We start from the raw sequence: 21,614 nt of genomic DNA on the forward strand, positions 1-21,614 counted from the left end.
AGCCGCCGTTCGCCTGCTTGTGGCTGTTGCAGGCCGGGCAGTCCTCGTTCCACTTCAGGCCCTTGTGCGCCTCCCGCGAGGCATACGCGTGATACCAGCACTGCCTGCACTGGCCGACCGGCGGGTTGAGGGCCTTCTGGCTCGCCATCACAGGTCTCCGATCAGTGGTTGACGGTCGTGTTGGACCGGCCGAAGCCGCGGTTGTTGTTCGTGACGTGCGTGGTGTTGCGGATCGTCGTGCGGCTCACGGCGGCCGGGGCGAGCCGGAGCAGCAGCAGGGAGAAGAAGATGAAGGCGGCGGTGCCCGCCCCGAGCCCGGCGGCGGCGCTGACGAGCTGGCCCGCGCCCCAGCCGACGCCCGCGCCGAGGACGCCGCCGGCCGCGATGCGCTGGGCCTTGGGGTCGAACAGCGGCTGGGGGGTGAGGTCGCGCGGCGCCATGGGCTGCATCGGGGCCGGGGCCTGGGACTTGCGCATCGGGACCATCTGTCCGTACGCGTCGGGCACCCAGACGACCGGCTCGCGCTCGGCGTACAGCTCGACGTCGGCGGCCTGGAGGGCGACGGGCATCCGGTAGAGCGGCGCCGCCTGCTGCGGGGTGGGGCGGTACGGCTGCACCGTGGCCTCGGTGCGCGGTGTCTCGGGGGCGCTCTCGTAGCTCACGGACAACCTCTCTCTGGATCGGTGGGGCAGGGACCGGCCCCCGGCGGGGGAGTCCGGGGGCCGGGGCTGATCAGCCCTGCTGGCGGTACTTCTTGGTGCGCTTGAGGACGTGGTCGCGGCTGAAGCCGGTGACCTCGGCGACGTCGAGCTGCAGCGCGGACTTCGCGTCCAGCTCGGCGGCAATCGCCTGCCACATCGCCTCGTCGGCGGCGGCCTTGGCCTTCTCGGCGTCCTCGTGGGCCTTGTCCCGGACCGCCTTGAGCTCGGCGATCCGGGCCTTGGCGGCGGTGCGGGTCTCTTCGGTGGGCTTGGCCATGGCTGGCTCCGTCTCGGTTTCGAGGGACGATGGGTGCTCCCCCCGCTGCCGTTCGGAGCGGGATCCGGGGCCCGGGGCGGCCGGTGAAGTTTGGCGACTGTGGCGGCCGCCCCGGGGCGGAGTCACCGGCTGCGGTGGCGGCCGGAGACGGTGCGGACGCGCTCGTGCAGGTTGCTCGTACCGCGCGTGGTGACGTTGCCGGAGACCGTGGTGGCGTCGAGCGAGCCGGTGGCGGCCGGGGTCGCGGTGACGTGGATGTCGCCGCTGACGGCGTTGGCGCGGAACTCGCTGCCGCTGTACGCGCCGATCTCGATGTCGCCGGAGATCGAGGTGACGTCCACGCGGGCGTCGACGCGCTCGATCTCGATGTCGCCGGAGGTGGTGTTGCCGCGCAGGGTGTGTACGCCGCGGGCCTCGACGTCACCGGAGACCGAGTGGACGTCGAGGACCTCCAGGTCGCCGCGGACGGTGAGGTCGGCGCTGGTGGTCTCCAGGCGGAGCGAGGACTGCTCGCTGGGCAGCTTCACGTCGACGGTGATGGTGCCCATGCCGCTGCCGGAGACGATCGTGCCCTGCGCGGCGACGACACGGCCGTTCTCGACGACTTTGCGGCCGCCGATGATGACGTCGCCGTTGCTGATGGTCATGCCGGTCACGGAGCCGGTGACGACGCCGACGTTCTGGCCGACGACCATGCCGCCGCCGGAGAAACGGAAGGTCGAGCTGCCCATGGTCATCGTGCTGCCCTCGACCTCCGGCACGCGGATCGTGACGCAGTCGAGGTTCTTGTACTTGCTCTCCTTCTTGGAGGCGTTGCGCACCGCGTCGGCGAGCGGGCCCTCGTCGTCGCCCGTGCTGACCGTGATGACCGCGTTCTTCAGGGAGCGGTCGACGGAGACGTTGACGGTGCCGACGTGGCTGATGACGTCGGTCCAGATGGCTCCGGCGGCGGTGGCGGTGAAGGTCTGCGAGGTGCTCAAGGTGGGCTCCTAGTCGCTGTCGTTTCCGCTTGCTTTCTCGCTTGCGGTAATTCCATGATGCAGACTCCGAGTCTGCATGTCTAGCGTTTCGCAGACTCTCGGTCTGCCTTTTTGCTGCGGTGCAGGTCAGGCCAGGGGAGCGGTGGGGATCTGGGCGGCCGGGATGGTGGCGTGGGTGGCCTGCCCGATCTGCCAGTTGGCTTCGTGGGTGGCCCGCCATGCGTCGTCGAGGCGGTCGGCGAGGTTGTCCTGTCCGAGGCCGCGGGCGTGGGTGGCGAGCGCTTCGAGGTAGAGCGCGATGTCGTGGGTCTCGGCGTGCGCGGTCACCAGGCCGGGCTGGAACCCGAGCTGCTCGACGATGTTCTTCACGCCGGACATGTGCGCGGGCAGGTTCTCGTTGCGCTGCCGGGCGGTCTCCACGGACAGCGCCCTGGTGACCTCGTCGTGGGTTTCGTACGCCCACCCCTTGCGGGCGAGGCCGAAGAGGATCTGCTTCCAACGCGGTGGCTGCTGCTGCACGGTGTGTCTCCCTGGGTCAGCGGTGCTGGGGCGGGGTAGTGCTCGGGCTCGTCGTCGCGGGGGTGGTCGCCGGACCGTTCGGGGTGGCGTTGCCGTCTCCGCCGCACCCTCCGGCCAGGGCGAACCCGGCGATCAGGCCGACGATGCACAGGACTGTGGCCTTGTTCTTCGTCCACCACTTGGGCGGCGGGGGCTCGGCGATCACGTAGCGGACGCTCACGAAGTGGGGCTCCTAGTCGTTGGTGGTCTGGGTCTGGTCGCCGCTGGTGACGTTCTGGACGACCGAGTTGTTCTTGCCGCTGATGTGCACGCCGGAGTTCGATCCGCCGGCCGCGCGGGCGGCGCGGGTCGCGGCGTCGACGGCACCGCGTACGGCGGCGGCTTCCTGCGCGGTGAGCGGGCGGCCGGGGCCGATGCTCTTGCCTGTCTGCGCGTTGACCTGCTGGTTGTCGCCGACGACCTGGACGACGCCGGTGACCTTCTTGCCGGGGCGGACGATGACGCCGTGGTTCTCGACCCGGCTGCGTCCGCCGGCGCCCTTGCCCTCGCGGGCCTTGGCGGCCTTCCTCTCGGCGGCCGCCATCGCTGCGGCGGCGGGGCCCTTGCACTCGGTGCACGGGATCGAGATGCCGGGCGCGGTGATCCGCCCGGAGTCCTCACAGACCAGGCACTTGGGGCCCTTCTTCGGGGGCTCCATTCCGTACGCCTTGCGGTAGGCGGACAGCGGCGGGGTCTTCGGCGCCGCCGTCTTCTTCGCCGTGCCGCGCCGGGACTTCTTGACCGGCTCGATGCCTCCGGCCTGCCAGGCCCAGGCCATGCGGATTCCGGCGGCGACGGGCCGCATGGCCTGCTTGACCGCGCTCTTCTTCGCCTTGCGGACTTTGCTGCGGACTTTTGCCTTGGCCTTGTTCTTCGCGTATTTCGCGACGTACTTCGCGGCACCGACGATTTCCTTCTGGTAGTCGATGGGCGGCGGGGGCTCCTCGCCGAATCCGGCCTCGACCAGCCACAGGGCGTCGGCCTCGGACTGTCCGGCCTGGATCCGGCAGTACGCCTCCCAGTGGGCGAGGGGCACGCGGGGCTCGGCCCAGATGTGACCAGCCGGGCACTGCGCCTGCAGCATCGGGTCGACGCCGGTCTGGTAGCCGAAGCGCAGGCCGGTGTCGGCGACGCAGATCGGGCAGGCCAGGACGGTCGGGATCCAGGTGGTGCGGAGCTTGGGCTCGGGGTCCTCGACGAGGTAGCGGAAGCGCCGGTCGAAGGCGAGGAACAGGCTGCCGTTGTCCGGTGCGAGGGGCTGCCACGGCTCGATCGGCATTTCGGACTCCTCTGGATCTTCCGGGCGGAACACGGGGCGGAACGGTCAGGGAACGTGCAGGTCAGGCGGGGGGAACAGGGGCGGAACGTGGGGGCCGGGGGCGGAACTTTGTTCCGGGGTCTGGCCGGTGTTCCGGCCGTGTTCCCGAGGTGTTCCGCCCCTCTGACCTGCGTGTTCCTGGCGTGTTCCGGGGCCGGATCAGCCCTCGGCGGCCTCCTCCTCGGCCTCGCCGAGGATCTTCTTCAGCTCGCGCAGGCGGTAGCCGTTCACCGTGCCGGTGACGCCCTTGACCCGGATCTTGTTCTTGGGCCAGGACAGGCCGTGCGGCTCCAGGACGGCCTTGAAGACGTGGCCGAGCAGTTCGTCTTCGGTGAGGGTGGTGTCCTCCTCGCCGTCCTCGCCGGGCACGACCAGGCGCTCGCGCGTCCAGGTGTCGGGGTCGGCCTTGGCCAGGGCCTCGAAGAGCATCGGTGCGGTCATGCCGGTGACCTCGGCGTCGCGGTAGAGCTCGCGGATCTGCTTCATGAGGACCATCCCGGGGGCGGCGGGCTCCTCCTCCTCCTGGTCCTCGTCGTCGACGGCGAAGATGTCGTCGCGGACGAGCTCGCCGACGTCCCTGATGTGCACGAAGCGGGCGCTGGCGTCGTCGAGCCCGGGGCGGCCGGCCTTCACCCGCTCCTCGGAGCGGCGCAGGGCCTCGTCGTCGTCGGTGATGCAGGCGCGGTAGGGGATGGGCTCGCAGTAGTCGCCGCCCGCCAGGACGTAGCAGACCGAGGCGTCGTTGATGGCGTTGCCCATGGCGGGCAGCAGCCGGTCGGGGCGCCAGCCCTGGGCCATCGCGCCGCCCCCGGCGATCAGCTTGATGTCGTCGGTGTCGCAGGCGCACATGACCTGGACGGGCAGCTCGGACAGCCACGCGTTCGCGCCGACGCGGTCCTTGGTGACGGCCTGGGTGGCGACGATGAGCGTTACGTCCGACTTCGCCGAGGTGAGCGCGAGCTGCTGCACGAGCGCGTCGAGCCGCAGCGGCTTCTCCTCGAACTCGTCTTCCGGCTCGGGGATGTATTCCTGCTTCGACGCCGTGACCAGGGCGGGGAATTCGTCGATGACGACGGTGATTCCGGGCTTGTCCCGGCTGGATTCCCAGTTCAGGCCCATGCCGAAGCGGTCGAACAGGCTCGGGCGTCGCATTCCGATGGCCAGGGCCCATTCGAGGACCCGGCGGGCGTCGGCCGTGGTGCAGGCGACGGCGTCCATAGCCTTGCGGTACGGGCCGAATCCGCTGCCGTACGAGCCGAGGTCGATTCCGATGACAATGCGGTCGTCGGTGCTGGTGAGCGCGTCGAGAATGGCGCGCAGCACTGTCGACTTACCCGAGCGGGACTTGCCGACGACGCAGGCATTCGTGCGCTTGAGCGGCAGTGCGAGGGAACGTCCGCCCATGTCGGCTCCGATCTGCGCCTTGTGCATGTCGTTGGTCGTCACCGAGTTGGGCTTGCGGTACGGCAGCTCGGGGACCGCCCGCCACGGGTTCTCGCCGGGGATGCGCAGGGTGCACTCGTTGCGCGCGGCCGCGGACTGCTGCAGCAGGATCGAGTTGGTGCGCACGCCGGGCAGGCAGGACTCCAGCAGCGCCAGGCTGGAGTTGAGCTTCTCCGGGGTCTCGCGGTTGAGGACGACCTCGACCTCGAAGCCCCACGGGTGCGGCTTGACGCGCAGCGCGTACACCTTGACGCCGCAGTCCTCGGTGAGCGCCTGCTGCAGCATGTTCTCGAAGGCGCGCGGGGTCATGCCCAGCTCGAAGCGGTCGGGCACCCCGGACTCGGCGCGCTCCAGGGCCTCCAGGTCCTCCGGGGCCAGGTCCGGCGTCCTGCCCACCCGGGCGAAGACGACGGCGTTGATGAGCAGTCCGGCGGTCAGGCCGGGCACGCCCTCCATGATGATCCCGGTGACGTCGATGCCCGCCAGCGGCAGGTACGCGGCGGCGGCCCGCTGCCCGAACTTCTTCTTCGCGGTCTCGGCGGCGGCGGTCGCCTGCACCAGGGCCATGCTGGCGTCCTGCTGCGCCTTCTCCGACGCCTTCTTCTTCGCGTCCCGGTCCCGCAGGGCGAAGCGCGCGGACCGTGCCGCCTTCGCCGCCTCGTCGGCCGTCATCTCCGCACGGGCCTTGGCTGCATCGGCGGTCATGCCCTCGATGCCGCGCACCCACCGGTGGACCCGCTTCGGGCCGCGCAGCGTGGCGGGCACCATGCCCAGCGGCGTGACCTGCCGCGACACCCAGCGCCGGGCCTTGCGGCGGGCGACGCGCTGCAGGTAGATGCGGCGGGCCTTGCGCCCTTCCTTGGTCTTGAGCAGCGGGTTGATCCACGGCTTGTCGCCCTCGGGGTCCTCGCCGAGCTCCCAACCCGCGGCCGGGAGGACCTTGCCCTCCAGGACCTCCGGCTCGGTGGTCTTCGTGAGGTCGACCGTGGTCTCCGAAGACCCTCCACCCAAAGCGGGGGCGGACTCGTCGGGGTCGGGGCCGGCGCCCGGGTGCGGCTGCTCGAGGACGGCGGTGGCACCCGGCAGGTACGAGACGGTGGCCAGTTCGCCCTCGTCGAGGTTCGCGGTGGTCGGCTGCTCCGTCATGCTGGTGCTTCTCCTTCGGGAGGAAGCGGGGCCCTCGGCGGCGACTGTGGAAGGGAGGCGCCTTGGGCCCCGCGGTTTCGGGGGCGGTAGATCAGGCAGTGGCGGGGGAGCCCTCGACCGTCCAGGTCCACGGCTCACCGACCGCCGCGGCACGGGCGGCGGCGTCGGCCAGGGCGCGGGCGAGGGCGGCGACGGCGGGCTTGGTGCCGCGGGTGCGGGCGACCTTGAGGAACTGCCCGGCGAGCTGGTCGGCCTCGGCGGCCGGGAAGGTCTGGTCGGCCGGGGCCTCCAGGAGCGCGACGAGCGGGGCGATCGTCTTGCGGTCGAAGTAGGAGACCGAGTTCTCCGCGTACGGGGCGAGCCCGGCGAGCGCCCGGATCGGGTGCCGGTCCTGGCCGAAGAAGTCGGCGCCGTGCGAGGTGATCACATGCGGCTCGGCGTCGTGGATGGCGGGCTTGCGGCTCATGGTCAGGCCCCCATCGCTTCGTCGCGGTCGCTGTCGATCAGCCGGAGCTTGCGCTCGGCGACGACCCGGTCCCGCAGCCACATGCCGTCCTCGCGCCGGACCTTCATCCGCTTGGCGAGCGCGGCCGCCGAGATCTGATTGCCCTCGGCGACGAGCTCGGCGGCGACCTTGTGGGCCTGGGGGAGCAGGGTCTCCAGCTCCTGTTCCGTACGCCCCTTCCGGCCGGTGTTCCGGCTGGCGTTCCCGCTTCCGTTTCCGCTGGCGTTTTCGTCAGCGTTGCCGCTGTCGCCGGAAGGTCCCTCAGAGCCGTACGACCCAATTCCCGCTTGGCCTCCAGGCCCCTCAGCCGACCCGCTGCGGGCCCCGATGGAGACGACGGGTCCAAGCACCGGAGAGGCTTCCGCGAGGCTCTTGGAGAGAGGGCTGTGGAGTCCGGCGAGCAGGCTCGCGCGGATCAGGTCGGGGCGGGACTCCTCGGCGACCCGGAACGCCTCGCCGACCTTGAGGCGGGCAGCGGTGGCAGCCGCGTACAGCGTCGGCGTCAGGCCCGGCTCGGTGCCGTACTCGATCTCCCACGCCGCCGCGAACGCGTCGGCCTCGGTGAGCGTGCCGTACGGCGCGGCCGACCACAGCCGGTCCGCCTTCTTCGCGACCTTCCGGTGGTGGCGACGGCGCTTGCGGTCGTGGCGCCGGCGCTTCTTCGCCTCGCGCCGCTGCTCGCGGGTCGGGCCCTCGGAGCCGTGGGTCTTCAGGTCCCAGATGAAGAAGGCGAACAGCGACGAGCCGCCGAACACGCTCGCGACCCACAGCGGGGCGATCTCCGACCAGTGCCAGAAGTTGATCCCGGCGGCGACCGCCGAGACCAGCCACCCGGCGAGCCGGTACTTCCAGGTCTCGCGGCCCTTGGCCTCCGCCTCCTTGCCGAGGAAGACGATCGCCCACGCGCCGCCCTCCAGCATCGAGGCGAGCAGGATCGCCAGCGCGCCCATCACGCCGTTGCCCGCGAGGGCGCCGACCTGGGAGAGCACCGCGGGCACCACGGCCGCGACCATCACGTACGCGACGAACACGGTCGCCGGGTTCGCGTTCAGCCAGCCCAGCACCTTCGCGCGCTGCGCCTTGCGGGCGGCCCTGGCCCGCTCCTTCTCCGCCTGCCGCTGCCGCTTGTCCTGCAGCTCCTGGCGGCGCTTCTGCTCGGCGTCCTTGCGGGCCTTCTCGGCGGCCGCCTCCTGGTCGAGGCGCTTCTGCTCGGCGGCGAGCCGCTCGTCCTCGCGCTTCTGCTCCGCCGCGATCCGGGCGGCCTCACGCTGGTCGGCGGCCGCGATGCGCTGCGCTTCGAGCTGCGCCTCCAGCCGCATCTTCTTGTCCTGGCGGTCCTGCTCACGCTCGGCAGCGCGGTCTTCGCGCATGTCCTGGCGGTAGCTCACTTCGCCCCCTCAGAGTTCGAGATCGCCGCGACGATGAGGACCGCGACGTACACGACGGCGAACCGGGTCACGGTGGTGGTGACGTCGTGCGTCTCGTGCCAGCCGCCGCTGGCGGCCCACGTCCCGCACGCGGCGGCGACCAGGTCCCGCCAGTTCATCCAGCCGCGCACCGTCAGGCGCCTCGGGCGGCTCGTCTTGACCGTGGTCTTGGAGATCGTGGTGGCCATCAGGCGGCCGCTCCCATCCGGTGTCCGGCCGACCGGTGGGCGCCCGCGCTCGCGGCCGGGGCCGTGGTCGCGTACGTCGCCGGGTTGGTCAGCAGGGTGTCGACGGCGATGACGGCGACGGCGACCAGGAGGAGGCCGACGCGGGAGAGGGGGGACAGCTCGATCCCGACCAGCCACCCGCCACCGGCCAGCGCCGCGACCATGCGCAGGCGACCGAGGATCAGGGGCAGCAGGGAGAGCACGAAGGCGAAGCGGGCGTCGACGGTGATCACGCGGCCACCGCCTTCGGGAAGGTGACGCGCGCCCGGCGGCGGGACAGGGCCGTCACGTTCGCGGTGAGGCTGCGGTAGTACAGGGCGTTCTCGGCGTCGACCTCGGAGCCGGAGGGGTCGGTGACCTCCTCGACGAACTCCGCGAAGTCCTCCAGGTCGGCGGGGCTCGGGACGAAGACCTTCGGGGCCGGCGCCTTCACGCTGGGCTGGTCGAAGCCCATCGCGACCTCGGCGAACTCGGCGGCGGTAACGATCCTCTGACCAGCGACGATGGTGTTCATGTGGGGTCGTGTTCCTTTCGTTGGGACGGCCTCCGGCGGCTCTCTCGGTGGTCCTGGCAGATCTCCCGAGAGGGCCGTTTTGCGTCTGCGGGCAGCGTGACGTAGCGCATTGCTTGCCCATTCGCATTGACTGGACAATGCCTGCTGCCGTGAATGACCATGCACCGTCCGGAGTGGAACGTCAAGCCCATCGTTTGAAGAGTTCGCATTGACTGGACAATGGGCGATCACAGAGGTACACATAGACGCCATGAGGACGAATACGCCGATCTACCAGCGCGTCGCGGATGACCTCCGCGCCGAGATCGCTGATGGCACGAGGCCACCCGGGAGTCAGCTTCCGACCGAGGCTGAGCTGCAGGAGAAGTACGCGGCGACCCGGTACACCGTGCGTCAGGGGTTGGCCGCTCTCGTCAACGAGGGGCTCATCGTCAGCCGCCGGCCGCGGGGGCACTTCGTGCGGGAAATCCACCCGATGATCTATCGCCCTCAGCAGGAGTTCCGGCAGAAGGCTCCGAACCTCGACATCTTCACCCAGCTCCTGGAGGACGAGGGCAACGGACGCCAGCCCTCTCAGGACATCCAGGTGTCGATCGTCCGGCCTCCGACCCCCGTCAAGGAACGGTTGAACCTCGACGACGAAGATCTGCTCGCCGCCCGCCTTCGCACCCGGTACATCGACGGCGAGCCGTACAACATCAACGACTCCTATGTACGTCTCAGCTTCGTACAGGGCAGCGAATTCATGAGCCCCGAGGACGTGGCCCGCGGCACGAACCAGGTCTTGGCCGACCTCGGCAAGCCGCTGGTCCGGGCTCTGGATGAGATCTACGTGCGGATGCCTCGCCCCGAGGAAGTGGCTCGCCTCAAGCTCGGACCCGGCACCCCTGTCGCCGAGCACATCGTCACGACGTTCACCTTCGACGACGAGCCGGTGCAGGTGACCATCAACATCGTGCCGGGCGATCGGCATGTGATCATTTTCGAGCGGACGCGCGAGTGGCCTCCCGCCGATTCGGCGGAGACGAAGTGATTGTGGTCCCGGCGGAACTCGCCGACCTCCCCCGCCTGCTCAAGTTCCGTACGGACTCGGCGGCCTGGCTGACCGAGCTGGGCATCGACCAATGGGCGAAGCCGTTCCCCGCCGATCACATCGCCGCCAGCATCCGGCAGGGCGAGGTGTTCGTCATCAAGGAGAGCCTTCGCTCCGACGCCGCCGCAACCGTCACCCTCGACCGCGACGCCGACCCTCGACTCTGGACTCCCGGGGAACGCGCGGAAGACGCCCTGTACGTCCACAAGCTCAGCGTCGATCGGCGCTACTCAGGTGCCGACCTCGGCGGTCGAATCCTCGACTGGTGCGGCGAGCGCGCCTTGAAGGCTGGCGCCCAATGGCTGCGGCTTGACGCCTGGACCACCAATCCTCGGCTTCACGCCTACTACCTCGCCCACGGATTCGCCCACGTCCGGACCGCGAGCGACCCCACGGTCGTCTCCGGGTGGGCGGCCCAGCGCCCTGCCGCCTCCGCAGACCACGGTCTCGACGACACCACTCTCTCGGAGGATCGGTGACGGCAGAGGAGATCAGTCCCGAGTTCGTATACGTCCTCGGCGCCGACTCCAACCCGCTCTCCGCCACTACCGTGACCACCAACGTTTACCGATCTCAAGATCCCATTTCGGGACTCATCCGGCAGAACGGAATTTACGAGCTGCCCGATTTGCCGATCAAGGGGCAGGATTGGCCCCTGAAACGCGAAAGGCGCCCCGGCCAGGGCGCCTAAGCGGTACTGCAAGGCCGGGTTACCAAGCCCGGCGAAGTTCGAGCGAACGGACCGCTCTCTGATGAGGGTACGAGACTTTTCCCGCCTGGCGCCACATGCGCTGAGCCACAATACGGACGGATTCCGGACTCTTCGGGCCCAACTGCTCGCGTCCGCGTTGCACTACGCGGGACGCGGCATGTACGTCCACCCCCTGCTCGTCGGCGACAAGGCACCCCTCTGGTCGAGCTGGGAGAGCCGCGCGACGCGCGACCCCGAGCTGATCGAGCGGACCTGGTCGCGTGCGCCCTTCAACATCGGTGTCGCCTGCGGTCCCTCCGGGTTGATCGCGGTCGACCTCGACGTCCCGCACGAGGACGACGCACCGCCGCCCGCCGAGTTCGCCAGGGCCGGGGTCGTCGACGGCAGCACGATGCTCGCCGTGCTCGTCGAGCGCACCCCCGGCGCCGAGATCGCACCGACCATGACCGTCCGCACCCCGAGCGGCGGGCGCCACCTGATCTACCGCGCCCCGGCCGACCTCCGCGTCCGCAACACCGCCCGGACCATCGGGTGGCAGATCGACACCCGCGCCGCTGGTGGCTACGTCGTGGGGATCGGGTCCGTTGTCGACGGTGCGTCGTATGTCCTGGAGAACGGCATCGCCGAGCCTGCGGTCCTGCCGGACTGGCTGCTGACCCTGATCACCACTGCGCCTCAGCCACCCAAAGCGGGGGCGCGTGTGAGCCGGGCTGAGATCGACGCCCGGCTGCAGGCACTGAGCAGTGGAGGCACCCGCGAGGAGCGGTGGGCGACCGGCATCCTGCGCTCTGAGTGCAGCGAGCTGGCGTCGATGTCCCCGAACTCCGGGCGCAACGACCGGCTGAACAAGGCGGCGTACCGCGCGGGGCAGCTCGTCGCCGCCGGCCTCCTGGTCCAGGCCGTCGCCGAGGAGGAGCTGACCGCGGCCGCGACGGCGGCCGGGCTCGGCACCGAGTACGCGCACGAGATCGAGAAGACCCTGAGCTCGGGCATGCGCGCGGGCCTCAAGCGGCCGCGCTACATGCCGACCGCGCACCGCGTTGGCGGTGCCGCATGAGAGGACGAGACGTAAGCCCCATCGAGTACGTACACCTCACCTCGACCACGAAGAGGGCCCCGGCGGTGTGCGACCACCCCGAGGCCAGGCACCCGAGGAGTACGACTCGAATGCGGCCCCGTTCTACCTGCTCACACCGGCTTGTGTCCGGTTCTCCCGCCATCGTTTCCGCCAGCGGTAATGCGGGCGGAAACGCTGACGTCATCCGCCCCGTCCAGCGGATCGGGGGTGCGGCATGACGACCGTGGTCCCCGCCCAGGGCGCGACCTGGGAAGAGGAAGAGGCGCCGGCGCCCGAGGAAATGCTTCCGCCGGGCAAGCCGAAGGTCGACATCACCAACGAGGCGGAGTCCTTCGAGCGGCTGTTGCGCGTCATGAACGGCCCGGACGTGCCCAAGCTCTATGTCCGCAGCGGCGGCCTGAACTGGGTCACCTCGGATGACAAGGGGGAGCCGAAGATTCACCGGCTCACCTCCGACAACCTGCTGTCGTGGTTCGCCGAGCACGTTGAGACGTACGCGCTCAAGCCGGTGGGCCGCGGGGCGAACCGCACCTTCGAGGAGATCCGGCAGTACCCCACCGGCCGGACCTGCAGCGCGATCCTCGGCCGGGAGAAGTGGCGGCTGCCGAAGCTCCACGGTGTGGCGACCGCGCCGATCCTGCGCACGGACGGCACTCTCCTGCAGAAGCCGGGGTACGACCCGGCGACGGGGATCTATCTGTTCCCGAAGTTGCGCTCGATGGGTCCGGTCACGAACTCGCCGACGCCGGATGACGTAAAGGTGGCGCGCGAGCTGCTGCTGCTCATGCTCTCGGGCTTCCCGTGGGTGCAGGACAGCGACCGCGCGCAGTACCTGGCACTGGCCTTCGCACCGATCCTGCGGCACTACATCCGGTGCCCCACGCCCATGGGGCTGGTCACGGCGACCACGATGGGCAGTGGCAAGTCGTATCTGACCTACCTGTTCGAGGAGTTGTACGGGATGGGCACGCTGCCCTGGCCCCGCGATAACTCCGACGAGCTGCGCAAGGCGATCACGACGAAGCTGACGCAGACCGGCGCCCCAGTGATCACGTTCGACAACGTCGACAACGGCGGATCGCTCAAGTCCCCGATCCTCGCTGACCTCCTCACCAAGGAGTACTGGGAGGACCGCGTCCTGGGCTCGACGGCGAACGTCGGTGCGCCGAACGACCGCCTGTGGCTGGCGACGGGCAACAACCTGCGGACCGGCGGCGACATGGCCCGACGTGTCCTGTGGGTCCGGCTCGACCCGGACTGCCCCAACCCCGACCAGCGCGACAACTTCGCGATCGGCGACTTCAAGATCTGGGTACGCGAGCACTCCACCGAGATCCTCCAGGCGCTCCTGGTTCTCGCCGCCGGGTGGGCGCAGGCCGGGGCGCCGCGCCGCACGGTGAAGATGGGTGGCTACTCGGAGTGGACGTCGGCGGTGGCTGGCCTGCTCGACTGGTCCGGCATCCCCGGCTTCATGGCCAACCGGGATGAGACCGCGATCGAGCTGGACGAGGAAGCGGGGGAGTGGCACGCCTTCCTGGCGACCTGGTTCCGGATCTACGGCAGCACGCCGAAGGCGACCAAGGAGGTCCTGCAGCACAGCGATGTGAGCGAGGACATGCCGCTCAACAGCCGGAACGAGAAGCCGGTGCCCCGGCAGCTCGGGCAGTGGCTGAACGCCAGGATGGGCCGCTACTACGGCCCGTACCGGCTCGTACGGCACCAGGGGCCGCTTCGGGCCGGTGCCCTGTGGTCGGTGTCGAGCCTCGACGAGAAGGCATAACCGAACAGCGCTCAGACGATCGGGCGGGCGGTGCGTTTCGACGCAACCGCCCGCCCGTCTGTATGCCCAGAAAAGCCCCCTATGCCGGTCTGGGGCGTGGGAACAGCGCGGGAACCCGTGGGAACGCTCAGCGGTTACCACGCCCCACCTGACCTGCCGTTTTATGGCTCTGAGGGTCCGTGCGTGGGAAGCGTGGCAACGACCCCCAACTCTTCTGCGTACACGTACTTAAAGGCTGCTTTTCATTCCTACGCGCTAGGACTAGGGGGTCGTTCCCACGGTTACCACGAGAAGGATGTGATTCGAGTGAAAACAGCAGGTCAGAGGGGGCGTGGGAACCCGTGGGAAGTTCCCACGGGTTCCCACGCGGTTACCACGCACAGGCAGCCGGGTACGGTCCCGGCCCCCGTCGAAGCCGCCCCCGCTTTGGGTGGCTGCTCGGGTGCCGAGTTGTCGGTGCAGCGCGCTACGGTGCGATCCATGGACGATGTGAGCGCAGAGACCGAGGTGCCGGTGCTGCTCGGCTTCCTGGCTGGTGAGCCCATCGCCAAGGTCCACGAGGTCCGGGTGTGGTGCGCCCACTGCTGCTCGTGGCACATCCACGGAGTCGAGCCGTGGGCACGGCCCGGCACGAAGGCGCTGCGGCTCGCGCACTGCTTCGCGCCGGGCTCGCCGTACAAGGAGACGGGCTACTGCATCGAGGTCGCGTACGCACGGTACGAGGACGTGCGGCGCCAGATCCGCAGTGCAACGACAGGCCAGCAGCTCCTGCTCGCAGAGGGGCGGACGACCCCGAGCATCGAACGGATGAGGGCACAGTCCGCTCCGACCGATACTCGGGCGCGGCGGCCGGCACAACGGGCGTGAGTCACGGATGAGGCTAGGAAGGTAGTGCGTCAAGCGCGGCCTGCCACGGATAGGCGTCGAGATCGCCGTGACGGGGCCTGTGCGGGACGAACCCGCCTTCGCCGAGGAGAACCTTCACCCCGACCTCGCGCAGCGCCTGGATGCTGCGATTGATCGCTGGGTGGCGGCCCTGGGCGTCGTTCCAGTGAGGGAGCGCGACGAGCGGGGTCCCCATCCCGATGGCCTCGGTGATCAGTCCGAGGGCGAGGGTGTCGGAGATCCCGGCCGCCCACTTCACGGCGGTGTTGCTGGTGAGCGGCGCGACGAGCATCGCGTCGGCGGTCGGAAGGACGTCGGGCTGGCTGGGGAGCTTGTACTGCCAGCGCACCGGATGCCCGGTGAGTTCCTCCAGGTCCTCGATGCCGCGCTCGGTGTCCTCGCTCGTCCACCGGAATGCGGACGGGGTGAGGATCGCGCACACGTCCCAACCCGCTTTCTGCGCAGCGGAGATGGGGATGTGCAGACGGCGGGCGGGCGGTGCGGCGCAGGCGATTACGTAAAGGGTCTTGGTCACCCGGGCAGTCCACAGCGATTAGCAAGCGCCCGCAAGCGTCTCTCGGCGGTGCCGGTGCCCAGGAGACGCAGGTCCTCGACCAGGGCGCGGGTGCGGGGACGGCACTGCACTTCCTCGGGGGCAAGGCGCTCCGCCTCGAGGAGCGTGTCGACGGCGTCGGCGGTGAGCCCGGCCTGCTTCTCCCCGATCGCGCGGTCGGCGAGCAGATGCGCCCGCCGCTCCGGCGGCAGCGAGGAAAGCGCCGGCGCCGGGATGCCCGCGGCGACCGCGACCGCATCGGAGCCCTCGCTCAGCTGCACGTGCGCGGCCACCCGGTACAAGGACACGTTGGTCTTGTTGAACGAGGTCCACAGCCGGTCCTCGTCGGGGGCGACGTGCCGGGCGTGCTCGGCGGCCTCATTGAGGTGGTCGGGCACCCGGCGGGCGAGCGCCGCGCTGTTGCGGTCGTCCGACTCGGCGGCCGCGGCCTGCGCCATCGCCGCCTTGAGGTACAGCATCCCGAGCACGCTCAGCCCGTCCGGGCCGCGCCGCAGCAGCTCGCCGTGGAGCCGGTCGGCGGCCGCGGTGATGAAGGCGACCGCGTCGGCGGCCTGGCCGTCGTTGGTGAGCGCGTCGGCGAGATGTCGGGCGGCGGACGCCTGGATGACGGGGTCCTCGGAGCGCTCGGCGGCGGCGACGGCCCGGTGGCCGGCCAGTACGGCGGCAGGAGTGTCACCCCACTTGATAAGGGCGGCCTCGGTGAGTTCCAGGGAGAGCGACAGGAGCCGGAACGCCTGCAGTTGCTCGTCGCCGACGTGATGGCGTGCGGCCTGCGACGCGTCGACGAGTAACCGTGGGATCGCGGTTCCCAGTTGGGCGAAGTGTCCGGCCTGAAAGGCGCTGCGGCCGTGGACGAGCGCGCGGTCGAGCAGGGAGATCGGCACCGGTTCCTCGTCGAGGGTGCCGCCGGTCCCCGTGATCACGTCGTGCCGGTGCAACGCGGTGCGCACCGCGGCGAGTTCGCTCTGCCCGGCGCAGGCCACGGCCTGGTCGTCGAGGAGCCGCTCCAGCGTGATGCCGAACTTGGAGGCGGCGAGCAGCATCACCGACAATTGCGGATCGCGCTGGACGCGCCCGGCCTCCAGGTCTTCGACCCACCGCAGGCTCTTGCCCATCAGGGAGGCGAAGGTCGCCTGCGTCATCCGCCGGCGCGAGCGCCAGTATGAGACCCGCCTGCCGAACTGAATGCCATTCATGGTCATCTCCGACCGGAGCCACAACCCACAGGAATCCTGTGGCCTGCCTTCGGTCTACCGCATCTACGTTGCGGTTATGGCCAAGTCCAAGAAGCCGGTCACCCCATCGTGGGGCAGGCTCATCGACCCCGACGCGACGACGAGCGAGCAGCTGCGCGGCGCGACCGCCGCGGCGACCCTCCTCGTGCAGTGCGGCGGCGGCCGGGACGCGGTCGTCATCGCTCCGCTGCAGCGCGGCCTCGCGGTCCTCGACCACCTCGGCCTGCCCGTCGAGGACGGGTACTCGGTGCTCGCCGACCACCTCCGCCAGGAGCTGATCGTCCTCGTCGCGGGCGGCACCGCCCCCGAGCTGGAAACCACCCCGGGCGTACGCGTCCTCGACCACGGGCACTGGCTCTTGGTCCCCGCGCACGGTGGCGACGGCTCACTCGCCGCGGCCTGGCTCAGCCGACCCAAGAAGGCGGGCCCTTGCCACCGCTGGGTCGACGCCGACGAACAGCCCAGCCTCGGCCGCGTACCCGTGGCCATCAGCACCACCGATCTGCGCAGCGCGCTCGCCGCTGTCGACGCGGCGGCCGTGCCCACCTGAGCCCCGTCACCCGGAGCCTCCCCCCGTGGGCCCGGGAGACGGACCAGGGCCCCCGGCGCCTTCCACGGTCGCCGCCGGGGGCCCGAGAACACTCACGTAATATCTAGCTAGTTTTCCCGCATTTTCCCAGCTCAGAGAACCAAAGCCGACGCGTCTAGTAGACGAAAACGCCCGCTTTCCCGCTGGCGGAAAAGGCAGCAGGAAAGCGGGCGCGTTGGCCGTGAGGAGCTACGCGGCGTCGGATCCCTCGGCGGCAGGCTCGCCGGGGTCCTCGATCTTGAGGCGGCGGAAGTACGCGGCCAGCGCCTCCTCGACGATGGTCTGCGGGTTCTTGCCGGTGTCCTCGACGGCCTTGGTCAGCATGCGATCGAGCTCGGGCAGGATCCGGGTGCTGAGCGCCCTGCGGTCGGGTCCCTTCGGCCGCCCCCGGCGAAGCGCCGGCGTACGGGTCGGCGCGGCCTTCCGCTTGGGCGGCTCCGGCTCCTCCTGGTGCTCTTTCTCGCCTCCGGAGTCGCCAGCGTTCCCGCTTGCGGAATCGCTGGCGTCATTGCCACCGCCGCCCCAGGCGTCGGGGCTGTCCCAGTCGGGCTCCTTGGCGCCGCTGAGGTCGGCGGGGTCCTTCTCCTGGGTCCGGCGGATCTCCTCGTCGGACTCGGCGGCCTTGTCCAGGAACGACGGCATCAGAGCTTCTCCTTGAGGTCAGGGAGGGTGTGGTGCAGCACCTCGCGGTACGAGGAGACGAGCACCTTGGCCTCGCGGCCGGGCGCCGCGGTGATGGGCATGGAGCCGGTCCGGCAGACCTCGCGCACGGCGTAGTCGTTGAGGATCGTGGACAGCACCAGCTCGCCGAAGCGCTCCTGGAGCCGCCCCTCCCAGAGCTTGTGGACCTGGGTGAACTTCTTGCCGGTCGGCACGATGCTGCGCACGACGCCGGAGACCTGGAGGTTCTCGTTGAGACCGCCGGGCGCGGTGTAGTGCTCGATCGAGGTCATCGCCTCGCGGGCCCCGAGGTACCCGTCCTTCTTCAGGGTCGCGGGGATGAGGACCTTCTTCGTCGCGATCAGCGCGGAGCCGACGATCTTCCCGCCGGGGCGGGGCGGGGCGTCGATGAAGACGACGTCGACCAGCTCGCGCAGCCCCCACAGGGCCCGCTTCAGCCGGAACTCCATGCCGGTCGTCTGGTCCGTCTCGCGGTTGCCGAACTTCCGGACGGCGGGCAGGACCCAGGTGTTCGACGGCCAGTGCTTGCCCGCGCGTACCAGCGTCTCCTGGGCAATCACGGCAGGGTCGCGGGGGCGCTCGCCCTCCTCGACGTAGTAGATGTCGTTCACCGACTTCTTCGGGTCGGTGACGCCCATCTCGTCGGTGAGCGTCGCGCGCGGGTCTAGGTCGACGCCGGCGACTCGCAGGCCGTACTCGGCGGCCACGGCAATCAGGCCCGCCGTCAGGGACGTCTTCCCGACGCCCCCCTTCTCGCTGACCTCCGAGACGATGTCCGGATCTTCGGCCACAGGGTCCTCCTTCCTCCATCAGGTAAGCGGAAGCCTGCCGATTCCGCTGGCCCAAGCGCAAGCCAACCCGCAGACATTGCAGCCAGTAAAACCGCAAGCGAAAAAGCCAGCATTGCCGCCGCGATAGAGCGACATCTTATCTAGCTAGATAACCCGCAATTGCCCAGGTAGAAGGCTCGTTGATTTCAGCGGATGGCGCGCTTCACCGCGCTGCGGACGACGTCACCGGTCGTCACGACCTGCTCTTGCAGCAGGGCCTTCCGCAGTATCGAGTCGGCGTCCGGGCGAGGGGCGAGGGCGGCGACGAACATGTCGAGGACGGTCACCGCGCCGCGGCGCCGGGCCTCGCGCATGATGACCTCGGGCCCGTCCCCCCACAGGTCCTGCCACTCCAGGAGGGCCTTCACCGCGGGCTCGGACGTCCAGTAGCAGCCGCGCACGAGCTGCTCGGCCAGGGGGCCCGGGAGCTTCACGTACATCCGGGCCTTCAGCTTGGTCTCGTCGAACCGGCTCTGCCCGTAGTGGCGCGGCCCGGTGCCCACCGGCCTGCCCGCCACGCTGATGTGCTCGTGCGGCACCGGCTCGAACGGGCCGGACATCTTCCGGCGCTTCAGCTCCGCCCGGACCGCCTTCGAGACGACCAGCTCCTTGGTGCCGGCCAGCTTGCCCTTCGCCCGCATCTGCGCGAACTCCACCCGGATCAGCTGGCGCACCTCGCGTGCGGCCCTGCCCCGCAGGTACTTCAGGCCCATGTCCTCGCGCTGCTTCTTGAGCCACTTCTTCTCGGCCGCGGCCCCGGCCTCGACCACCTCGTTCAGAGCGGTGAGGTCCTCGGGCTCCAGCGCAATGACGAAGGGCGTGTGCGACATGGCGCGGAGTCTAGCTAGATATCCCGCCCTCCGGGATGCACCCGGAGAGCATTCCCACGTACGGGCGGCATTCCTTCCCGCCGTCAATTTCGCTAGCATTCTCGCAAGCGAAAAAGCGTTCAAGCTAGCTAGATTTCCCGCCCATAAACGCGCAGGTCAACCCATGTTTTTGGGTTGTTGCAGGAGTCTAGAAGTGCCCCTATCTTCGAGCCAAGCAAGCCGCGCCAAGGAGGCCGCAGTGTCGTACGTTCCCGCGCTCCCCGACGTCACCCGCTACACCTGGTGGGGCGACGTCCCCGAGGGCCTGTCCACCAAGACCGACCTCGACCGGCGGGGCCTGAAGCCCGGCTCCGACCCGGTGGGCCAGGTCCTCTACCACGGCAACTGCTACGCCCCGCTGTACGAGGACACCAAGGCGGTGCCGAAGCGGACCTGCTCCCCCGCACAGCGCGCCGTCCTCGACCGCGCCCGCACCCTGCAGCACGAGTGCCGCCGCTGCGGCGTACGCCGCCGCTACCCGCTCGGCCGGGGCCGCTGGTGTGAACCGTGCGGGCACGCCGTCGCTCTGTTCGCCGTCCACGCGAGGGCCCAGGAGCGCGCCCGGCAGCTCCTCGCCGACGAGGACGCCGTGCTCCTGGTCGTCGCCGCCGACCCGGCCGCGGCCGCCGAGGCGGGGCCGGCCACCGTCGCCGTCCTCGGGGTCCGGGATCAACGCGTCCTCTACGCCGCCGAGGCCGGACAGGACGCCAGCGCGCAGCGCGCCGTGGTGCTCAACCGCCTCGACACGCTCCTCGTGGCGAAGACCGTGGTGCACGAGAGCCACGAGGCCCCGGCCACCCGCTACCCCTCCCGGCTGCTGCAGACCAGCGCCGCGCAGCACCTCCTCACCGCCGAGACGGGCGAGGCCCACCCGTGGGTGACGGGTCGCTCCCGCGCGGGCAAAGTCGTCGGCACCCTCTGGGCGGAGTGGTTCGCCTGGACCAGCCACCCGAGCTCGCACTACCCGGGGACTCCCTGGGAGCGCACGGGCATCGAACTGCCCTGGAGCCGGACCGCGGCCGCCGAGACCGACGCCCGCAGCCTCGCCACCCTCCTGCAGCAGATCGCCGACGGCAGCACCCCCGTCTGGCCCGGCGCGCTTTGGGTGGCAGATCAGAAGGGCGAGCCGGACCTCAGCGACACCCGCGTGCGCAAGGCCGCCGAAGCGATGGTGATCGCATGAGCCAGATCCGCCTGATGGACTCCGACGACGGCAAGGCCCAGCGCACGGCGGCCGCCGTCCAGCGAGCCCTGGAAGCATCGCCCGAACTCGTCGTCGGCAACGTGTCGCCGGTGCCCAACAAGCGAGGCCCCGGGATGCGGGTCTTCATGGAGGTCCTGCTCCTTGAAGCCCCGGACGGGGTGCAGGGCGAAGAGGACCAGGAGGTCACCCTCGAACGCACCGACCGCCGCCTGCGAGGCAGCCGCCGCAAGGCCCTGCCCCGATAGCTGCCAGCCGAGGCGCCAGCATTACCGCAAGCCGGAATGCTGGCGCCTTCGCGCGTCCTGCAGCTCCCGCTCCAACCAGGCACCGTGCTCCTCGGCCCACCGCACCCACTCCTCGACCAGCGCCGCGAAGGACTCGGCAGCGGTCGGCGGCTCGGCAACGGGGAGGGAGGAGGACTTCATCTCGTACGTCATGCCGCGCACCGTGACCTGCCCGGCGCCCTACCGTCCCCCGGTGGTGCTGAGACGACCACTCACGCGCACGCGTAGGACGGTCTCACCAGTTCCACGAACGTCTCTTTGCCCAGGTGACAGATGCGGCGACCGGTCTCACCGCGATACCTGTGATCCCGGCGCCCGCGACCGCGAGCACCGGCACGGACAGGAAGTGGTCATGAACGTGGGCAAGGCAGCGCCGGGAGTCGAAGAACGAGCAGACCAGGCAGCGGAAGCGGCATGCAACCTCGCCGATGCGGTCACCCCCGACGCATGGAGTCCGGACGCAGTCGAGGACGCCCTCGCAGCGATCGAGGCCCTGACGGACGCCCTCGGACAGATCAGCCCCACTGCGGCCCGCATCCTCGCCGCCGTCCCCACCGCGACGGCCGAACTGCGCCACCACCTCCTCGAGGAGAACGACCAGCCCGCTCCGGCCGCTGCAGTGCCCGCTCCCCGGCGGGCCCGGCGGCGAGGGCTCGGCCACGGCTGGCAGGGACTCCGAATCCCCCGGTAGCCGGAAGGACCCC

The 21,614-nt window shown here is 70.1% G+C and carries 27 protein-coding genes; 9 read left to right on the forward strand and 18 right to left on the reverse strand.

The features are described from left to right. Positions 1–161: 161 nt before the first annotated feature. The 12 genes from AC4IJH_RS36760 to AC4IJH_RS36815 all read right to left on the reverse strand — a co-directional run bounded on the left by AC4IJH_RS36760 (position 162) and on the right by AC4IJH_RS36815 (position 9,096). Positions 162–662, reverse strand: coding sequence for a hypothetical protein (locus tag AC4IJH_RS36760; RefSeq protein ID WP_490856328.1), 501 nt, complete (start codon positions 660–662; stop codon positions 162–164). Positions 663–732: 70 nt separating this feature from the next. Beyond that, a complete protein-coding gene (locus AC4IJH_RS36765; protein ID WP_490856329.1) occupies positions 733–978 on the reverse strand; it encodes a hypothetical protein in 246 nt (81 codons plus the stop codon). Positions 979–1,100: 122 nt separating this feature from the next. Next, positions 1,101–1,958, reverse strand: coding sequence for a DUF4097 family beta strand repeat-containing protein (locus AC4IJH_RS36770; protein WP_490856330.1), 858 nt, complete (start codon positions 1,956–1,958; stop codon positions 1,101–1,103). 126 nt (positions 1,959–2,084) lie between these two features. Further along, entirely contained in the window at positions 2,085–2,477 is a 393-nt protein-coding gene (locus AC4IJH_RS36775; RefSeq protein ID WP_490856331.1) for a hypothetical protein, read from the reverse strand. Between the two features lie 16 nt (positions 2,478–2,493). Next, complete coding sequence (locus tag AC4IJH_RS36780; protein WP_490856332.1) at positions 2,494–2,697, reverse strand: hypothetical protein; 204 nt, start codon at positions 2,695–2,697, stop codon at positions 2,494–2,496. A 12-nt stretch (positions 2,698–2,709) separates the two neighbouring features. Next, positions 2,710–3,795 carry a hypothetical protein gene (locus AC4IJH_RS36785; RefSeq protein ID WP_490856333.1) on the reverse strand — a complete coding sequence of 362 codons (1,086 nt, stop codon included), beginning with the start codon at positions 3,793–3,795 and terminating at the stop codon, positions 2,710–2,712. A gap of 198 nt (positions 3,796–3,993) precedes the next feature. Further along, a complete protein-coding gene (locus AC4IJH_RS36790) occupies positions 3,994–6,423 on the reverse strand; it encodes a hypothetical protein (protein ID WP_490856334.1) in 2,430 nt (809 codons plus the stop codon). A gap of 91 nt (positions 6,424–6,514) precedes the next feature. Continuing rightward, entirely contained in the window at positions 6,515–6,889 is a 375-nt protein-coding gene (locus AC4IJH_RS36795; protein ID WP_490856335.1) for a DUF7739 domain-containing protein, read from the reverse strand. Between the two features lie 2 nt (positions 6,890–6,891). After that, positions 6,892–8,298 carry a DUF2637 domain-containing protein gene (locus AC4IJH_RS36800; protein WP_490856336.1) on the reverse strand — a complete coding sequence of 469 codons (1,407 nt, stop codon included), beginning with the start codon at positions 8,296–8,298 and terminating at the stop codon, positions 6,892–6,894. A 14-nt stretch (positions 8,299–8,312) separates the two neighbouring features. Further along, positions 8,313–8,543, reverse strand: a complete 231-nt coding sequence (locus AC4IJH_RS36805; protein WP_490856337.1) for a hypothetical protein — start codon at positions 8,541–8,543, stop codon at positions 8,313–8,315. After that, the gene (locus AC4IJH_RS36810) at positions 8,543–8,815 is read right to left on the reverse strand and encodes a hypothetical protein (protein WP_490856338.1); all 273 of its coding nucleotides are present in this window, start codon (positions 8,813–8,815) and stop codon (positions 8,543–8,545) included. The genes AC4IJH_RS36805 and AC4IJH_RS36810 overlap by 1 nt, the downstream gene beginning before the upstream one ends. After that, positions 8,812–9,096 carry a hypothetical protein gene (locus AC4IJH_RS36815; RefSeq protein ID WP_490856339.1) on the reverse strand — a complete coding sequence of 95 codons (285 nt, stop codon included), beginning with the start codon at positions 9,094–9,096 and terminating at the stop codon, positions 8,812–8,814. The genes AC4IJH_RS36810 and AC4IJH_RS36815 overlap by 4 nt, the downstream gene beginning before the upstream one ends. A gap of 250 nt (positions 9,097–9,346) precedes the next feature. On the opposite strand from AC4IJH_RS36815, the gene AC4IJH_RS36820 reads away from it, so the two are divergent. The 5 genes from AC4IJH_RS36820 to AC4IJH_RS36840 all read left to right on the forward strand — a co-directional run bounded on the left by AC4IJH_RS36820 (position 9,347) and on the right by AC4IJH_RS36840 (position 14,626). Beyond that, positions 9,347–10,129 carry a GntR family transcriptional regulator gene (locus AC4IJH_RS36820; protein WP_490856340.1) on the forward strand — a complete coding sequence of 261 codons (783 nt, stop codon included), beginning with the start codon at positions 9,347–9,349 and terminating at the stop codon, positions 10,127–10,129. Next, entirely contained in the window at positions 10,126–10,668 is a 543-nt protein-coding gene (locus AC4IJH_RS36825) for a GNAT family N-acetyltransferase (RefSeq protein ID WP_490856341.1), read from the forward strand. Before AC4IJH_RS36820 ends, AC4IJH_RS36825 begins: the two co-directional genes overlap by 4 nt. 273 nt (positions 10,669–10,941) lie before the next feature. Next, entirely contained in the window at positions 10,942–11,958 is a 1,017-nt protein-coding gene (locus tag AC4IJH_RS36830; RefSeq protein WP_490856342.1) for a bifunctional DNA primase/polymerase, read from the forward strand. 235 nt (positions 11,959–12,193) lie between these two features. After that, entirely contained in the window at positions 12,194–13,759 is a 1,566-nt protein-coding gene (locus AC4IJH_RS36835; protein ID WP_490856343.1) for a hypothetical protein, read from the forward strand. A gap of 480 nt (positions 13,760–14,239) precedes the next feature. Next, positions 14,240–14,626: a hypothetical protein gene (locus tag AC4IJH_RS36840; protein WP_490856344.1), complete on the forward strand. Its 387-nt coding sequence runs from the start codon at positions 14,240–14,242 to the stop codon at positions 14,624–14,626. Between the two features lie 13 nt (positions 14,627–14,639). Here AC4IJH_RS36840 and AC4IJH_RS36845 read toward each other — a convergent pair whose 3' ends face one another. Together AC4IJH_RS36845 and AC4IJH_RS36850 are read right to left on the reverse strand one after the other, a co-directional pair. Beyond that, entirely contained in the window at positions 14,640–15,179 is a 540-nt protein-coding gene (locus AC4IJH_RS36845; RefSeq protein ID WP_490856345.1) for a flavoprotein, read from the reverse strand. Further along, a complete protein-coding gene (locus AC4IJH_RS36850) occupies positions 15,176–16,360 on the reverse strand; it encodes a helix-turn-helix domain-containing protein (RefSeq protein WP_490856346.1) in 1,185 nt (394 codons plus the stop codon). Before AC4IJH_RS36850 ends, AC4IJH_RS36845 begins: the two co-directional genes overlap by 4 nt. Positions 16,361–16,490: 130 nt before the next feature. Between AC4IJH_RS36850 and AC4IJH_RS36855 the strand changes: the two genes are divergently transcribed. Next, entirely contained in the window at positions 16,491–17,003 is a 513-nt protein-coding gene (locus AC4IJH_RS36855; RefSeq protein ID WP_490856347.1) for a hypothetical protein, read from the forward strand. Between the two features lie 228 nt (positions 17,004–17,231). Here AC4IJH_RS36855 and AC4IJH_RS36860 read toward each other — a convergent pair whose 3' ends face one another. From AC4IJH_RS36860 to AC4IJH_RS36870, 3 genes are all read right to left on the reverse strand, one after another. Further along, positions 17,232–17,684, reverse strand: coding sequence for a hypothetical protein (locus AC4IJH_RS36860; protein WP_490856348.1), 453 nt, complete (start codon positions 17,682–17,684; stop codon positions 17,232–17,234). Next, positions 17,684–18,514, reverse strand: a complete 831-nt coding sequence (locus AC4IJH_RS36865) for a ParA family protein (RefSeq protein ID WP_490856349.1) — start codon at positions 18,512–18,514, stop codon at positions 17,684–17,686. The genes AC4IJH_RS36860 and AC4IJH_RS36865 overlap by 1 nt, the downstream gene beginning before the upstream one ends. Positions 18,515–18,699: 185 nt before the next feature. Beyond that, complete coding sequence (locus tag AC4IJH_RS36870) at positions 18,700–19,383, reverse strand: hypothetical protein (protein ID WP_490856350.1); 684 nt, start codon at positions 19,381–19,383, stop codon at positions 18,700–18,702. Between the two features lie 238 nt (positions 19,384–19,621). Here AC4IJH_RS36870 and AC4IJH_RS36875 point away from each other — a divergent pair, with 238 nt between their 5' ends. Together AC4IJH_RS36875 and AC4IJH_RS36880 are read left to right on the forward strand one after the other, a co-directional pair. Beyond that, positions 19,622–20,605: a hypothetical protein gene (locus tag AC4IJH_RS36875; RefSeq protein WP_490856351.1), complete on the forward strand. Its 984-nt coding sequence runs from the start codon at positions 19,622–19,624 to the stop codon at positions 20,603–20,605. Beyond that, positions 20,602–20,871, forward strand: coding sequence for a hypothetical protein (locus AC4IJH_RS36880; RefSeq protein WP_490856352.1), 270 nt, complete (start codon positions 20,602–20,604; stop codon positions 20,869–20,871). Before AC4IJH_RS36875 ends, AC4IJH_RS36880 begins: the two co-directional genes overlap by 4 nt. Positions 20,872–20,892: 21 nt before the next feature. Here AC4IJH_RS36880 and AC4IJH_RS36885 read toward each other — a convergent pair whose 3' ends face one another. Then, positions 20,893–21,063, reverse strand: coding sequence for a hypothetical protein (locus tag AC4IJH_RS36885; protein WP_490856353.1), 171 nt, complete (start codon positions 21,061–21,063; stop codon positions 20,893–20,895). A 199-nt stretch (positions 21,064–21,262) separates the two neighbouring features. Here AC4IJH_RS36885 and AC4IJH_RS36890 point away from each other — a divergent pair, with 199 nt between their 5' ends. Next, positions 21,263–21,601, forward strand: coding sequence for a hypothetical protein (locus AC4IJH_RS36890; RefSeq protein WP_490856354.1), 339 nt, complete (start codon positions 21,263–21,265; stop codon positions 21,599–21,601). Positions 21,602–21,614 lie beyond the last annotated feature (13 nt).

The organism is Streptomyces sp. UF-297, from assembly GCF_058245575.1.

Bases quoted from the DNA above. Each gene is read 5' to 3' on its own strand.
- AC4IJH_RS36765 (WP_490856329.1), bottom strand. From the start codon at position 978: ATGGCCAAGCCCACCGAAGAGACCCGCACCGCCGCCAAGGCCCGGATC.
- AC4IJH_RS36785 (WP_490856333.1), bottom strand. From the start codon at position 3,795: ATGCCGATCGAGCCGTGGCAGCCCCTCGCACCGGACAACGGCAGCCTG.
- AC4IJH_RS36790 (WP_490856334.1), bottom strand. From the start codon at position 6,423: ATGACGGAGCAGCCGACCACCGCGAACCTCGACGAGGGCGAACTGGCC.
- AC4IJH_RS36795 (WP_490856335.1), bottom strand. From the start codon at position 6,889: ATGAGCCGCAAGCCCGCCATCCACGACGCCGAGCCGCATGTGATCACC.
- AC4IJH_RS36800 (WP_490856336.1), bottom strand. From the start codon at position 8,298: ATGCGCGAAGACCGCGCTGCCGAGCGTGAGCAGGACCGCCAGGACAAG.
- AC4IJH_RS36805 (WP_490856337.1), bottom strand. From the start codon at position 8,543: ATGGCCACCACGATCTCCAAGACCACGGTCAAGACGAGCCGCCCGAGG.
- AC4IJH_RS36815 (WP_490856339.1), bottom strand. From the start codon at position 9,096: ATGAACACCATCGTCGCTGGTCAGAGGATCGTTACCGCCGCCGAGTTC.
- AC4IJH_RS36820 (WP_490856340.1), top strand. From the start codon at position 9,347: ATGAGGACGAATACGCCGATCTACCAGCGCGTCGCGGATGACCTCCGC.
- AC4IJH_RS36830 (WP_490856342.1), top strand. From the start codon at position 10,942: ATGAGGGTACGAGACTTTTCCCGCCTGGCGCCACATGCGCTGAGCCAC.
- AC4IJH_RS36835 (WP_490856343.1), top strand. From the start codon at position 12,194: ATGACGACCGTGGTCCCCGCCCAGGGCGCGACCTGGGAAGAGGAAGAG.
- AC4IJH_RS36840 (WP_490856344.1), top strand. From the start codon at position 14,240: ATGGACGATGTGAGCGCAGAGACCGAGGTGCCGGTGCTGCTCGGCTTC.
- AC4IJH_RS36850 (WP_490856346.1), bottom strand. From the start codon at position 16,360: ATGACGCAGGCGACCTTCGCCTCCCTGATGGGCAAGAGCCTGCGGTGG.
- AC4IJH_RS36855 (WP_490856347.1), top strand. From the start codon at position 16,491: ATGGCCAAGTCCAAGAAGCCGGTCACCCCATCGTGGGGCAGGCTCATC.
- AC4IJH_RS36860 (WP_490856348.1), bottom strand. From the start codon at position 17,684: ATGCCGTCGTTCCTGGACAAGGCCGCCGAGTCCGACGAGGAGATCCGC.
- AC4IJH_RS36870 (WP_490856350.1), bottom strand. From the start codon at position 19,383: ATGTCGCACACGCCCTTCGTCATTGCGCTGGAGCCCGAGGACCTCACC.
- AC4IJH_RS36880 (WP_490856352.1), top strand. From the start codon at position 20,602: ATGAGCCAGATCCGCCTGATGGACTCCGACGACGGCAAGGCCCAGCGC.
- AC4IJH_RS36885 (WP_490856353.1), bottom strand. From the start codon at position 21,063: ATGACGTACGAGATGAAGTCCTCCTCCCTCCCCGTTGCCGAGCCGCCG.
- AC4IJH_RS36890 (WP_490856354.1), top strand. From the start codon at position 21,263: ATGAACGTGGGCAAGGCAGCGCCGGGAGTCGAAGAACGAGCAGACCAG.